Annotated in this window: 13 protein-coding genes and 1 pseudogene; 4 read left to right on the top strand and 10 right to left on the bottom strand. The window is 68.0% G+C overall.

Annotated features, from left to right (window positions below; translation table 11 throughout):
* The 3 genes from RCJ92_RS12030 to hrcA all read right to left on the bottom strand — a co-directional run.
* Positions 1-637: RsmE family RNA methyltransferase (locus RCJ92_RS12030; protein ID WP_446754682.1), on the bottom strand; the 637-nt coding region annotated here is incomplete at its 3' end.
* A 3-nt stretch (positions 638-640) separates the two neighbouring features.
* Positions 641-1,765: a molecular chaperone DnaJ gene (gene dnaJ / locus RCJ92_RS12025; RefSeq protein ID WP_446754681.1), complete on the bottom strand. Its 1,125-nt coding sequence runs from the start codon at positions 1,763-1,765 to the stop codon at positions 641-643.
* 52 nt (positions 1,766-1,817) lie between these two features.
* Entirely contained in the window at positions 1,818-2,831 is a 1,014-nt protein-coding gene (gene hrcA, locus RCJ92_RS12020; protein WP_421013617.1) for a heat-inducible transcriptional repressor HrcA, read from the bottom strand.
* Between the two features lie 129 nt (positions 2,832-2,960).
* Here hrcA and RCJ92_RS12015 point away from each other — a divergent pair, with 129 nt between their 5' ends.
* Together RCJ92_RS12015 and RCJ92_RS12010 are read left to right on the top strand one after the other, a co-directional pair.
* The gene (locus RCJ92_RS12015; RefSeq protein WP_396278563.1) at positions 2,961-3,842 is read left to right on the top strand and encodes a DUF3097 domain-containing protein; all 882 of its coding nucleotides are present in this window, start codon (positions 2,961-2,963) and stop codon (positions 3,840-3,842) included.
* A 142-nt stretch (positions 3,843-3,984) separates the two neighbouring features.
* Positions 3,985-4,332 carry a DUF4870 domain-containing protein gene (locus RCJ92_RS12010; RefSeq protein ID WP_246049456.1) on the top strand — a complete coding sequence of 116 codons (348 nt, stop codon included), beginning with the start codon at positions 3,985-3,987 and terminating at the stop codon, positions 4,330-4,332.
* A gap of 118 nt (positions 4,333-4,450) precedes the next feature.
* On the opposite strand, the gene hemW is transcribed toward RCJ92_RS12010, so the two are convergent.
* Together hemW and lepA are read right to left on the bottom strand one after the other, a co-directional pair.
* Complete coding sequence (hemW, locus tag RCJ92_RS12005) at positions 4,451-5,680, bottom strand: radical SAM family heme chaperone HemW (protein WP_446754680.1); 1,230 nt, start codon at positions 5,678-5,680, stop codon at positions 4,451-4,453.
* A complete protein-coding gene (gene lepA / locus RCJ92_RS12000; protein ID WP_446754679.1) occupies positions 5,681-7,525 on the bottom strand; it encodes a translation elongation factor 4 in 1,845 nt (614 codons plus the stop codon). It abuts the gene before it with no gap.
* Positions 7,526-7,637: 112 nt separating this feature from the next.
* Here lepA and RCJ92_RS11995 point away from each other — a divergent pair, with 112 nt between their 5' ends.
* Both RCJ92_RS11995 and rpsT read left to right on the top strand, forming a co-directional pair.
* A complete protein-coding gene (locus RCJ92_RS11995) occupies positions 7,638-8,195 on the top strand; it encodes a type II toxin-antitoxin system PemK/MazF family toxin (RefSeq protein ID WP_446754678.1) in 558 nt (185 codons plus the stop codon).
* 169 nt (positions 8,196-8,364) lie between these two features.
* Positions 8,365-8,625: a 30S ribosomal protein S20 gene (rpsT, locus tag RCJ92_RS11990; RefSeq protein WP_054821409.1), complete on the top strand. Its 261-nt coding sequence runs from the start codon at positions 8,365-8,367 to the stop codon at positions 8,623-8,625.
* Positions 8,626-8,768: 143 nt separating this feature from the next.
* On the opposite strand, the gene holA is transcribed toward rpsT, so the two are convergent.
* From holA to RCJ92_RS11965, 5 genes and pseudogenes are all read right to left on the bottom strand, one after another.
* Entirely contained in the window at positions 8,769-9,755 is a 987-nt protein-coding gene (gene holA / locus RCJ92_RS11985; protein WP_138174049.1) for a DNA polymerase III subunit delta, read from the bottom strand.
* Between the two features lie 37 nt (positions 9,756-9,792).
* The gene (locus tag RCJ92_RS11980) at positions 9,793-10,704 is read right to left on the bottom strand and encodes a ComEC/Rec2 family competence protein (RefSeq protein WP_446754677.1); all 912 of its coding nucleotides are present in this window, start codon (positions 10,702-10,704) and stop codon (positions 9,793-9,795) included.
* Positions 10,705-10,755: 51 nt separating this feature from the next.
* On the bottom strand, positions 10,756-12,057 hold the full coding sequence (locus RCJ92_RS11975) for a ComEC/Rec2 family competence protein (RefSeq protein WP_446754676.1): 1,302 nt from the start codon (positions 12,055-12,057) through the stop codon (positions 10,756-10,758).
* Positions 12,054-12,836, bottom strand: coding sequence for a helix-hairpin-helix domain-containing protein (locus tag RCJ92_RS11970; RefSeq protein WP_446754675.1), 783 nt, complete (start codon positions 12,834-12,836; stop codon positions 12,054-12,056). The genes RCJ92_RS11975 and RCJ92_RS11970 overlap by 4 nt, the downstream gene beginning before the upstream one ends.
* A 33-nt stretch (positions 12,837-12,869) precedes the next feature.
* A pseudogene (locus RCJ92_RS11965) lies at positions 12,870-13,076 on the bottom strand (DegV family protein); the annotation flags it as partial.

Here is a 13,076-nt window from a genome sequence, read left to right as displayed (position 1 = left end):
CCACGATCAGGCACACGCCCGGTGCCGTGCGGCCCGCCGTTCCGGCGGCGGCCTTCCAGTCCCCCACGATGCGCCCCAGCGGCACGGTGGCCGCCTCGTGCAGCACCAAGACCAGGTGCCCGTCGGCGGTCCGGGCCGAGACCTCCTCGGCCAGCTGCCGCGTGGTGAGCATCGGGTGCAGCACCGGCTCATAGCTGCGCCGGGACTGCTTCTGGGCGCTGCGCACCTGGGAGCGCCACTTCTCCTGCGCCTTCTGCGCCTTGGCGGTGTTCCAGCGCACGATGGAGCGTTCGGCCTGCCAGGGACGCACCGCGCTGACGCCCAGCTCCACGCTGGCCTCCACCGCCTGCAGGTCCCGGTCCCCCTTGGCCAGCGCCTGGATCAGGGTGACCGGGTGCCCCGGCGGGGCTTCGTCCACGACCTCCAGGACGGTGACGTGCAGCGCCTGCCTGTCCCCGTCCTGCACCTCGACCACCAGCCGGCGGCCGTGGCCATCGAGCAGGTCCAGGTGCTCACCGGGCTTGACCCGCTTCACGTTTAGCGCGTGGTGCGCCTCGGAGCCCTGGATGGAGAGCCGGTCACCGGCGGCGACCTGGGCGGCCTGCTGCCGGTCGATGACGAAGCTGTGGTTGCTCATGGCCTAACGCTGGCCCAACTTGTCGCGCAGCCGGGCGAACATGCCCCCGGCGTGCTCCACCTGTCCGGCCGCCATTTCCTCCCCGCGCAGCTTGGCCAGCCGCTCGAGCAGGTCGCGCTGGGCGGCGTCGAGCTTCGTGGGGGTTTCCACGCTCAGGTGCACGATGATGTCCCCGCGCTTGCCCCCGCGCAGCCGCGGCACGCCCAACCCCGGCAGGGTCACGGTCTGCCCCTCCTGGGCCCCGGGCTCCACCTGGATCGACTGTTCGCCGTCGAAGGTCTCCAGCTTCAGCTCGCAGCCCAGGGCGGCGGCGGTCATCGGGATGCTCATCTTGGCGTGCAGGTCGTTGTTCGCCCGTTCGAAGATCTTGTGGCGGCGCACCTCGATCTCCACGAACAGGTCGCCGTTCGGTCCCCCGCCCGGCCCGGCCTCGCCCTGGTCGCGCAGCTGGATGCGGGTGCCGCTGGCCACCCCGGCGGGGATGTTCAGCTGCTTGGAAACCCGTTCGCGCACCCGCCCGTCCCCGTTGCACTCCAGGCAGGGGTCCGGGATGGTGGTGCCGTGGCCGCGGCAGGCGGAGCAGGTTTCCACGGTCATCATCTGGCCCAGGAACGAGCGCACCGGGCGCTGCACCTGGCCGGCGCCGTGGCAGATGGAGCAGGTGACCGGGCTGGTGCCCTCGCGGGTGCCCTCACCGTGGCAGGTCTTGCAGGTGACCGCGGTTTCCATCTCCAGCGGGTACACGGTGCCCTTGACCGCGTCCTCCAGGTCGATGGTCACGGTGATCAGTGCGTCGCGTCCACGCTGGGTGCGCGGGATCGGGCCCTGACCCTGTCCGCCGCCGCCGAAGAACTGCTCGAAGATGTCCCCGAACCCGCCGAAACCGCCGGCCCCGCCGAAGCCCTGGTGGCCGTTGCCGTTCTCATCCCCGGTGGCGTCGTAGTTGGCGCGCTTGGTCTCATCCGAAAGGACCTCGTAGGCGCGGGTGACCAGCTTGAACTGCTCCGCAGCGTCCTGCCCGGGATTCACATCCGGGTGCAGTTTGCGGGCCATCTTGCGGTAGGCGCTCTTGATCTGTTGTTGCGTGGCGTCCTTCGCGACACCCAGCGTCTCGTAATGCGAGCTCACGTTTCTCGCGTGTCCTTTCCTAACCGTTGGTCAAAGTCTGTGCCGGCGAGTCTCAGTTCGCCAGGATTCGGGACAGGTAGCGTGCCACGGCGCGCACCGAGGCCATCGAGGAGGGGTAGTTCATCCGGGTCGGGCCCAGCACCCCGAGCTTGTTGCGGGCATCGCTGCCGTAGCTGGTGGCCACCACCGCCGCCTCGGACAGTTCCCCGATATGGGTCTCGGTGCCGATGCTCACCGACAGGCCGCGCGAATCGGCTTCCAGTTCGGAAAACAGCTTCAACAGCACCACCTGCTCCTCCAGCGCCTCAAGCACCGGGGTGATGCTCAGCGGGAAGTCTCCCCCGGCACGGGCCAGGTTCGCGGTTCCCGCCATCACGATACGCTGTTCGGTGGCCGAATGCGCCATTTCGCGCAGCGCCGCAAGGATTTCTCCCAGCAGGTCCTGGTCCTGGCCCTGGATTTCCACGCTGTGGGTGGAGAGCAGCACGGACAGCTCGGAAAGCTGGTACCCGGCCAGCGCCTCCAGCAGCGTGTTCTTCAGCCCGGCCAGCGACTCGTCGGTGAACGGCGCGGCGGTGCTCAGCACCCTCTGGTCCACGCTGCCGTTGGAGGCAATGAGCACCAGCAGGAACTGGTGCTGGCTGAGCCCCACCAGTTCGATGTGCCGCAGCGCGGCCGTGTCGTACTGCGGCACCTGGATCATCGCGACCTGGTTGGTCAGCTTCGCCAACAGCCGCACGGTGCTGTGCAGCATCTCCTCCAGATCCTGGGAGGCGTCCATGATCCGGTTGATCGCCTCGCGTTCGGCGCGCGAGAGCGGCTTGATCTCACCGATCTCGTCGACGAACCGGCGGTAGCCCTTTTCGGTGGGCACCCGCCCGGAAGAGGTGTGCGGGGCGACGATGAGTCCTTCGTCCTCCAGCGCGGCCATGTCGTTGCGGATGGTGGCCGCCGAGACCCCCAGGTCGTGCCGGTCCAGCAGGGTCTTGGAGCCCACCGGTTCGCGGGATTGGACATAATCCTCCACGATGGCTCGCAGCACATCCAGGCGCCGCAATTCGCTCACTGTCACACCACCTTCCATGCCTCACGGCATTTAGCACTCTACGTCCTCAAGTGCCAAGTCTAGTACGTTCAGCGCTTGCTAGCATTGGAATCTGGTTCGTATTCGGTCACAGCGAAAGGGCTGCATTCAGTGAGCAACTACCCGTGGGGCGCCATGGATCTGGGCACCCCCGCTCCCAAGAAACTGCGTCAGGTTCCGGTGGAGCGCGGGCTTCTGCTGGAGGATGTGGCCTCCGGCTGGGTTGGTGAGCTGGTGCGCACCGAGAAGTCCGGGGGCATGCGGGTCATTGTCCTGGAGGACCGCCATGGGCGCACCAAGTCCTTCCAGAGCGGCTTCGGCTTCCTGCTGGAGGGAGAGCCGGTGGAGCTGGTCGAGCCGCGCGCCCAGGCACAGGCCGGAAGCACCCTGCGTTCCTCCTCCGGGTCCCGCGCGGTGACCGGGCAGAAGGCGCGCACCGCCCGGGCCAGCCGCATCTGGGTGGAGGGCAAGCACGACGCCGAGCTGGTGGAGAAGGTGTGGGGCCATGACCTGCGCGTCGAGGGCATCGTGGTTGAACCGCTGCACGGCGTGGACGACCTGGCCGCGGCCATCCGGGACTTCGACCCCTCCCCGCAGCGCCGCCTGGGGATCCTGGTCGACCACCTGATTTCCGGGACGAAGGAGGAACGCATCGTGCAGCAGGCGATGGCCACGCCCGGCGCGCAGGGCAACGTGCTGATCCTGGGCCACCCCTACGTGGACATCTGGCAGGCGGTGAAGCCCGAGGTGCTGGGCATCACCGCGTGGCCGGTGATCCCCAAGGGCACCGACTGGAAAACCGGGGTCCTGCGCAGCTTCGGCTGGCCACACCACAGCGCCGCCGACATCGGGTTGGGTTGGCAGCGGATCCTGTCGAAGGTCGAATACTATTCGCAGCTGCAGCCCGAACTGCTGGGCAAGGTCGAGCACCTGATCGATTTCCTCACCACCGAAGATTACGGTTTCCTAACAATCGGTGAATCGCAGGGTTAGTTCCGCGAGTCGAGCTTCCGAAGCGGTCCCGGTGGCTAGACTCGAGGCAGTAACCACACTTCAGACATTGCAAGGAAATTCGACAGTGCCATCTCGCCAGACTGAGTCTTCACCGGAGAACTCACGCTTTGAGGGTTCGCAGGTGACCGCTTTGCCACTGAGCCCCACCGAGGATCGGCAATGGGCGATGCTCGCTCACTTCGGCAGCATCCTGGGGTGCATCCCCTCGGCCATCATCTACGCGGTGTACCGTGACCGCGGCCCGTTCACCGCGCAGGAATCCAAGGAAGCGTTCAACTTCACCTTCCCGCTTACGGTACTGGCCATCCTGCTGAACCTGCTGAGCCTGATCCCGTTCATCGGCTGGCTGTTCGCCGTGGTCGGTGTGGCGCTGTGGGTGTTCATGACGCTGATGGGTGCCCGCGCCGGCATCCAGGTCAACAAGGGACGCCCCTTCCGCTACCCGCTGAACCTGCGGCTGATGAAGTAGCGCAGGCCTGGCCCGCGCCCAAGAACCAAGGACAACCCCGAAGCCCACCGCTGATGAGGATCAGGCGGTGGGCTTCGGACGTTTTGGCGGCCAGTGCCCCCGGGCCAAGGTCTACGAATTAGAAGTTCAGCAGTTCGCGCACCACCAGATCGGCCAGCAGGCGACCGCGCTGGGTCAGCACGATCCGCCCGGCGAAGGCCTGGCGCGGATCGATCAGCTCATCGGCGTTCAGCCCGGCCACGGCCCGGCGCCCGGTTTCGTCCAGTTCGGAGATCGGCATGCCGGTGTCCAGGCGGGTCAGCAGCATCGTGCGCTCGAGCTGCACCGCCTCGGCGTCCGGGAATTCGCGTCCGGCCCCCGGGGAGATCCCGGCGTCGATCCGCTGCTGGTAGGCGGCGGGGTGCTTCACGTTCCACCAGCGCAGCCCGCCAATGTGCGAGTGCGCCCCGGGCCCGGCGCCCCACCAGTCCCCGCCCTGCCAGTAGGCCAGGTTGTGGCGGCAGGCGTGCTCGCGTCCGCGGGCCCAGTTGCTCACCTCGTACCAGTTGTAGCCGGCGGCGGCGAACATCTGATCGGCCAGCTGGTACTTCTCGGCGTGATCGTCATCGTCGATGTCCGGCACCACCCCGCGGCGGATCTGCGCGGCCAGCTTCGTGCCCTGTTCGATGATCAGCGCGTAGGCGCTGATGTGGTCCGGTTCGTAGCTCAGGGCCGCCTCGACGCTGGTGCGCCAGTCGGCGACCGACTCCCCCGGAGTCCCGTAGATCAAGTCCACGCTGACATCCAGGCCAGCCGCCCGCGCCCAGCTCACCGCCTCGGCAACCCGCTCGGGGTTGTGGGTGCGGTCCAGGACCTTGAGCACGTGCGGGACCGCGGACTGCATGCCGAAGGAGACCCGGGTGAACCCGGCCGCGGCCAGTTCCTCAAGGCTTTCGGGGCTCACCGAATCCGGGTTCGCCTCGGTGGTGACCTCCGCACCCTGGGCCAGGGAGAAGTTCTCCTTGATCCGCCCCAGCACGCTGGCCAGGTCGCTGGCCGGCAGCAGGGTCGGGGTGCCGCCGCCGAAAAACACGGTGTCGATCGGCCGGGCCGGCACCGAGGAGGCCTCCAGCACCTGGCGGGAGAAATCAATCTCCCGGCCCACGGTGGCCGCATAGGACTCCTGCGTCGCCCCGGAGCCCAGCTCCTTGGCGGTGTAGGTGTTGAAGTCGCAGTAGCCGCAGCGGACCGTGCAGAAGGGAATGTGGACGTAAAAGGACATGGTCCGCCCCGCGGCACCGTGCGCACACGCTGCCGGGAGCAGACCATCGGCCGGAGCCGGATCCCCGTCCGGAAGGACTGCGGGCATCTACTTCTTTTTCGGTTCGTCGGTGGACAGTGCGGCGATGAAGGCCTCCTGCGGCACCTCGACGCGCCCGACCATCTTCATGCGCTTCTTGCCTTCCTTCTGCTTTTCCAGCAGCTTGCGCTTGCGGCTGATGTCGCCGCCGTAGCACTTGGCCAGCACGTCCTTGCGGATGGCGCGGATGTTCTCACGCGCGATGATGCGCGAGCCGATGGCCGCCTGGATCGGCACCTCGAACTGCTGGCGCGGAATCAGTTCGCGCAGCTTGGAGGTCATCATGGTGCCGTAGGAGTAAGCCTTGTCACGGTGGGTGATGGCGCTGAACGCGTCCACCTGCTCGCCTTGCAGCAGGATGTCGACCTTCACCAGGTCCGCGACCTGCTCCCCGTCGGCCTTCCAGTCCAGCGACGCGTAGCCGCGGGTGCGGGACTTGAGGTGGTCGAAGAAGTCGAACACGATCTCGGCCAGCGGCAGCCAGTAGCGCATTTCCACGCGGTCCTCGGAGAGGTAGTCCATCCCGCGCATGGTGCCGCGCCGGTTCTGGCACAGCTCCATGATCGCGCCGATGAACTCGCTCGGGGCCAGGATGGTGGCGGCCACCATCGGCTCGTGCACCTCCAGGATCTTGCCCTCGGGGAACTCGGAGGGGTTGGTGACGGTGATCAGCTGCTTGTCCTCACCCATCACCTCGTACACCACGTTCGGGGCGGTGGAGATCAGATCAAGGTTGAATTCGCTCTCCAGGCGCTGGCGGGTGATTTCCAGGTGCAGCAGGCCCAGGAAGCCCACGCGGAAGCCGAAGCCCAGGGCCACGGAGGTTTCCGGTTCGTAGACCAGTGCGGCGTCGTTCAGCTGCAGCTTGTCCAGCGCATCACGCAGCGCCGGGTAGTCCGACCCGTCCATCGGGTACAGCCCGGAGAACACCATCGGCTTGGGTTCCTCGTAGCCGCCCAGGGATTCGGCGGCCGGCTTGGCCGCGTTGGTGACGGTGTCACCGACCTTGGACTGGCGCACATCCTTCACACCGGTGATCAGGTAGCCGACCTCGCCCACGCCCAGGCCCTTGGTGGGGATCGGGTTCGGGGAGGACACCCCGATTTCCAGCAGTTCGTGGTTGGTGCCGGTGGACATCATCTGCACGCGTTCACGCGGCTTCAGGTTGCCGTCCACCACCCGCACGTAGGTGACCACGCCGCGGTAGGTGTCGTAGACCGAGTCGAAGATCATGGCGCGGGCCGGGGCGTCGGCCTGGCCCACCGGCGATGGCAGCTGCTTGATCACTTCATCCAGCAGCGCCTCGACGCCCTCACCGGTCTTGCCCGAAACCTTCAGCACCTCATCGGGCTCGCACCCGATCAGGCCCGCCAGCTCCTCGGCGTACTTCTCCGGCTGGGCGTTGGGCAAATCGATCTTGTTCAGCACCGGGATGATCGTCAGGTCGCCCTCGATGGCCAGGTACAGGTTCGCCAGCGTCTGGGCCTCAATGCCCTGCGCGGCGTCCACCAGCAGGATCGCGCCCTCGCAGGCGGCCAGCGAGCGGGAGACCTCATAGGTGAAGTCGACGTGCCCGGGGGTGTCGATCATGTTCAGCGCGTACGAGGTGCCCTCGACTTCCCAGGGCATGCGCACGGCCTGGGACTTGATGGTGATGCCGCGTTCGCGTTCAATGTCCATCCGGTCCAGGTACTGGGCTTTCATGTCACGCGCGGCGACCACGCCGGTCAGCTGCAGCATGCGGTCGGCCAGGGTGGACTTGCCGTGGTCGATGTGCGCGATGATGCAGAAGTTGCGGATCAGCGACGGATCGGTCGCGGCGGGCACCGGCGCGGTGCGGGCCAAGGGAGACACCTAAACAGACCTCACTAGGTAACGTAGAGAACAGGTGGATTTCGTCCCTATTCTGTCATGATTCACTCCAAACCGCGCTATTGTGCGCCCGTCCGCTGGTAGTTTGTGCTTCATGGCATTGAATGCGCGAAAGATCTTTTCCCTGCTGAATCGCGTGGTGCGCGAGGTTTCCCGCTACCAGTCCGCCTCCCGTTCCCGGCAGGCCCCCTCCCCGCGGCCACATCCGGCCTCCAAGCAGAACCCCGCTCCCCGCCCGGCCGGCTCCGCGGTGCACGGCGGGGTCTACCCCGGGGACTACACCGCGGCGGTGGCGGTGAACTACAACCCCAGCCTGGACGGTCAGCCGGATCCCGGGGAGATCGTCTGGGGCTGGGTGCCCTACGAGGAGGACCACTCACAGGGCAAGGACCGCCCGGTGCTGCTGGTGGGCCGTGACGGCAAGTGGCTGCTGGGGCTGATGCTCACCTCGAAGGACAACACCAACGGGACCCACCGCAATGATGACTATCTCGACATCGGCAGCGGCAGCTGGGACGCGCAGGGCCGGCCCAGCGAGGTGAAGCTGGACCGGGTGATCCGCATGGATCCGGCCACGGTGCGCCGCGAAGGCGCGGTGCTGGATAAGCGGCGCTTCGACCTTGTCGTAAGTCACCTGAACCGGCGGCGCTAGGGGTACGGCCCGGCCGGTGGATTCTGGTAGTGTTAATTGCTGTGTGTCGCGCAGGTTGGGCGACACGCCCCCTTCGGGTCGCCATAGGTGCCCCACACCGCTCAGTCGATGGCCTGGAGGATGAACCCTCTACCGACCGTATAAAACGATAAACGAGAGAGTTTATTAAGTGGCTAATATCAAGTCCCAGAAGAAGCGCAACCTGACCAACGAGAAGGCTCGCGTCCGCAACGTGGCAGTCCGCTCCGAGGTCAAGACCCTGATCCGCAAGGTCAACGAAGCCGTCGTGGCCGGTGACAAGGAGAAGGCAACCGAGGCGCTGCAGGCCGCCGGCCGCAAGCTGGATAAGGCCGTTAGCAAGGGTGTTCTGCACAAGAACAACGCTGCTAACCGCAAGTCGGCCATTGCCAAGAAGGTTAACGCCCTCTAGGCACTAGCAAGCTTCACAAGAACCCGGGTTCCCGCAAGGGGCCCGGGTTCTTGTGGTTTAACCGGCAGGTCCCCGCCCCCGCGCCGCCGTGCCGGGATCCGCCGAAGACGGCGGAGCGGCACCACTTGGGAACGTGTGGGTGCTCAGCGCGGGGACTTCTCGGCGATGAACAGCACCGCCTGCTCCAGCGCGTAGGCCGGGGCCCGTCCCCCGCCCTTGACCATGCGGTCGGTCAGGGCGACCTTCTCGATGCAGTCGGCCAGGTCCTTGCGCTTCCAGCCGCGGGCCTGCTGCTGGGCGGACTGCACCTGCCAGGGGGCCATGCCCAGTTCCCCGGCCAGTTTCGCCGCCGGCTCGTTCACTCCCAGCACCTTGGCCAGCTGGCGCACCTTCATGGCCAGCGTCGCCACCACCGGGATCGGGTCGGTGCCGGTGTCCAGGGCGTGGCGCAGCGTCGCCAGCGCCTGCTCGGCGTCCCCGGCGATGGCCGCGTCGGCGACCTTGAACGCGGTGGCCTCCACCCGTCCGCCGTAGTAGCGGTCGACCACCTCCTGGTCCACGGTGCCGGTGGTGTCAGCGATCAGCTGGTGGCAGGAGGCCCCCAACTCGGCCAGGGAGGAGCCGACCGCGGCGACCAGGGCCTTAACCGCGTCGTTGGTGATGCGCCGCTTGGCGGCCTTGAATTCATTGGTGACGAAGTCGATCTTGTCCGCATCTCGCTTCAGCGGCTGGCAGTCAACCACCACCGCCCCGGCCTGCTTCAGGGCATCGATCAGCTTCTTGCCGCGCTGACCCGAGTGGTGCATGATCAGCACGTTCTCCGGTGCGATGTCCTTCAGGTAGGCCAGCGCGTCGCGCAGGAACACCTCGTTCATGGAGGCCAGGTCCGTGATCTCCACCAGGTTCGCCGAAGCGAACAGGGAGGAGCTGGTGGCCATCAGCAGTTCGCCGGGCTCATAGCTGGAGGCCGAGAGCCGGGTGACCTCGATCCCCTCGCGCTGGGCGGCCTGCTGGCGCAGCGTGTCAAAGGCCCGGGAGGCCAGGTACTCGTCGGGGCCCGAAAGCAGGATCAGCGGCTGGGGGGTCAAGTCGCGCCAGGAGATACCGGCGGATTTGGGGGCGCGTGCCATCAGGCTCCTTCACGGGGACGAACTACCAGCTACGATCCTATCGAACCGGGACCCCGATCCGGGTGGCGGTGGCCCGCCCGTGGGCAAATGTGATGGTTACCGTTCCCTGCTGGTCGGTGCGCAGCACCTGGGCGCCGACCAGCTTCGCCGCTTCCAGGATCTGCGGGTGCGGGTGACCGTAGCTGTTGCCGGCACCGACCGGGATCAGCAGCAGTTTCGGATGCAGCCGCTCGATCAGTTCGCTGCCGCCGTTGCGCGCCCCGTGGTGGGAGGCCTTCAACACGCTGATGCCCTGTGGTGGGTTGGGAGTCAGCAGCCGGGACATCGCCTCGGATTCCATGTCCCCGGCGGTGAAGAAGGAAACCGGCCCGCCCGGGGCCTGGAAGTCAACGCGCAGCACCAGGGAGGTGTCATTCACCGACGCGCCGCGCAGCAGGCCCGGTTCCGGACCCAGCACGGTGAAGCTGACCGAGCCTTCCTGCTGCTGCTCGCCGGGCTGCAGCACGCGCAGCGGGGCCTGCACCGCGCCGCGGAACCCGCCCGAGACGAGCACCTCTCCCACCTCGATGGCCTGCAGCACCTCGGGCAGCGCGCCCATGTGGTCCTCGTGGGCGTGGGTGATGAAGACCTTCTCCAGATGCCTGACCCCCAGGGTGTCCAGGCACTGCAGCACCCCGGAACCTGGATTACCGGTATCGATCAGCCACCCGCCCTGCCCGCCGGTGTTGATCACCAGTGCGTCCCCCTGCCCCACATCGCACATTGCCAGGTTCCACTCCGGCGCGCTGGGCCGCACCAGCAGCGTGGCCGGCAACACCAGGGCGCACAGGACCAGCACCACCGCGCCCAACAGCGCCCGCATCCCGTGGCGCAGCCACGGCACCTGCGCATGCGCCAGCAGCAGGATCGATGCACAGAGTACCAGCGTGATCACCACCGCCAGCAGCACCCCGCCGGTCCCCTGCGGCCAGGGCCGCTGCGCCCCGGGCCAGCCGGCCGCCTACCCCGCCAGCCCGCCAATCCCCCACGCCGGCAGCCCCGGCACCCACACCAGCCAACCGGCCAGGACGGGAAGGGCCGGGGCCAGCAGCACGCACAGCATCCCGCTCACGGTGATCAGCGGGACCAACGGGGTGATCAGCAGGTTCAGGGGGATGGAGTAGACGCTGAAATGCTCGGACAGGGCAATGACCACAGGCAGACAGGTCAGCTGGGCGGCCGTGCAGATCGCGATGGGCTCGGCCAGCAGTTTCGGTACCCGGCGCGCCAGCACCTCGGTGATCGGTGGGGTGAACACCACGATGCCCAGGGTCGCCAGCACCGAGAGCAGGAACGCCGGTTCCCCGGCCAGTGACGGGTCAGCGAACAGCAGCAGGGTTCCGGTCAGGCACAGGATGCCCAGGCTCGCCCGGCCCCGGCCGACATACAGGCTGAGCGCGGCGAGGCCGCCCATTACCGCGGCGCGCAGCACACTGGGTTCGGGCCCCACGAACCCGGAAAAGAGCAGCAGCGCACCACCCAGGCCCAGCAGCGCCAGCCAGCGCGGCGCCCCGAGCCCGCGCAGCACCAACAGCACAAGACCGGCAATGATGGCACAGTTCGAGCCGCTGACCGCGGTCAGGTGGCTGAGCCCGGTCTGCTTCATCGCGGTGCTCAGGGCATCATCCTGCAGGGAACGGTCCCCGTAGAGCATGCCCGGCAGCAGTGCCCGTGCCGGTTCGGGCAGCCGGTCCAGGGTGTGCACGAACCGCTGTTTCAGCCGTTCGTCCGGCCCGTGCGGGGCGCGGCCGTGCCCGGTGGAGGGGCTGTTGACGCTGGCGAAATACTGGATGCCGGTGCGCGACCCGGAGGCCTCCAGGCGCATCAGCGACTCGTAGCCGGCCACGGCCTGGGGCAGCGGAACCGTGCTGGTCGCGTACACCTGGATCGGGCAGTGGTGCCAGGTTCCGTCCTGCCAGTACCGTTGGATCTGCGCCCGGCCCTTCAGTGCGCCGTCCTGGCCGGTGCGCGGAGTCTCGCTGAACGCCCACATCACCCGGTAGCTTTGCGTCCCATGTCCGGGCAGCTGACAGTGCGCCCGGCCCTGGTCGCTGACGATCACCGCGGTGGCCGCCAACAGCGTCAGCAGCAGTGCGGTGAACCAGGGCGCGGAGTACCGCGGGTCGTGGCGGCGGCGGGCGGCCAGCACGAACAGCACGGCGATCATTCCCAGCAGCGGGACCAGCACCCAGCGTTGCGGGGCGAACCAGGCGGCCGCCCACGCCCCGCCCAGCATCCACAGTCCCCGGAAGTCGGTGCTCACGGCGCCTGCACCAGTTCCCGCAGCTTGCCCATCAGCACCGGACCGATCCCGGAAACCTGCTCGAGTTCCTCGACGGACTTGAACGGCCCGTTTGCCTCCCTAAAGTCGATGATCCGTCCGGCCAGTGCCGGTCCGATGCCCGGTAACTGCATCAGGGTCTCGGCGTCGGCCTGGTTAATGGGGATCTTCGCGCCCGGAGCACCCGGGGTGCCGCCTGCCGCAGCCCCCGACGGCGTAGCTGAGGTGGTGTCGGTGTCGCCGGTGCCTGGTCCAGCGGATGGTGGCTGCGCCGCCGGGGAGAATCCCGGCGGGTCGTCCTTGTGCGGCAGCAGCACCTGCTGCCCGTCGCTGACCGGAGATGCCAGGTTCAGCAGTTCGGGCCGGGCCCCGGGGCTCATCCCGCCGGCCGCCTCGATGGCGTCCACGATCCGTGCCCCGCCCGGCAGGCGGTACACCCCGGGGCTGCGCACCGCCCCGACCACGTGTACGACCACCCCATCCCCCGTGGCGGGGCCAGCCTCGGTGGAGGCCGGCCCGCTGCTGCCCGGTTCTTCGGGTGCCGTGCCCTGCCCCGGCGCCGGCGGGTCCGGGCCCGGCTGCCCGGTGGTGGTCTGCACGGTGCCCAGCGTCTGGTTGGGATCCGGGGGCGCGAACAGGATGGACAGCGCGATCCAGCCGATGACGGCCACCACCAGGGTAATGGCCGCGGCCCGGGACACGGCGAAGCGGACCCTGGAGGGGCGCGGGGAGTGCTGAGGAAAGAAGTTGTGCCGGCCCATGCCAGCCAGTGTGGGTGCTGCCCGGCGGGCCGGCTACTGCGGTTCGTCCGCTTGTGGATGCTCCGGGGCTGGCGGGTAGTGCGGGGCCACGCAGACGGCGAGCACCCCCACCCCGGTGTGGGCGGCCAGCACCGCCGGCAGCGGTTCCAGGGCCACCGGGTGAGCGGTGAGCTCGGCGACCTCGCGGGCCAGTTCCTCGGCCGGGTCCTGCGCTCCGAAGTGCATGATCCCCACTTCCAC

Source organism: Glutamicibacter sp. BSL13 (assembly GCF_052928425.1).
This window is presented reverse-complemented; position numbering and strand designations above follow the sequence as displayed.

Bases quoted from the DNA above. Each gene is read 5' to 3' on its own strand.
- hemW (WP_446754680.1), bottom strand. From the start codon at position 5,680: ATGCCCGCAGTCCTTCCGGACGGGGATCCGGCTCCGGCCGATGGTCTG.
- RCJ92_RS11995 (WP_446754678.1), top strand. From the start codon at position 7,638: ATGGCATTGAATGCGCGAAAGATCTTTTCCCTGCTGAATCGCGTGGTG.
- holA (WP_138174049.1), bottom strand. From the start codon at position 9,755: ATGGCACGCGCCCCCAAATCCGCCGGTATCTCCTGGCGCGACTTGACC.
- RCJ92_RS11970 (WP_446754675.1), bottom strand. From the start codon at position 12,836: ATGGGCCGGCACAACTTCTTTCCTCAGCACTCCCCGCGCCCCTCCAGG.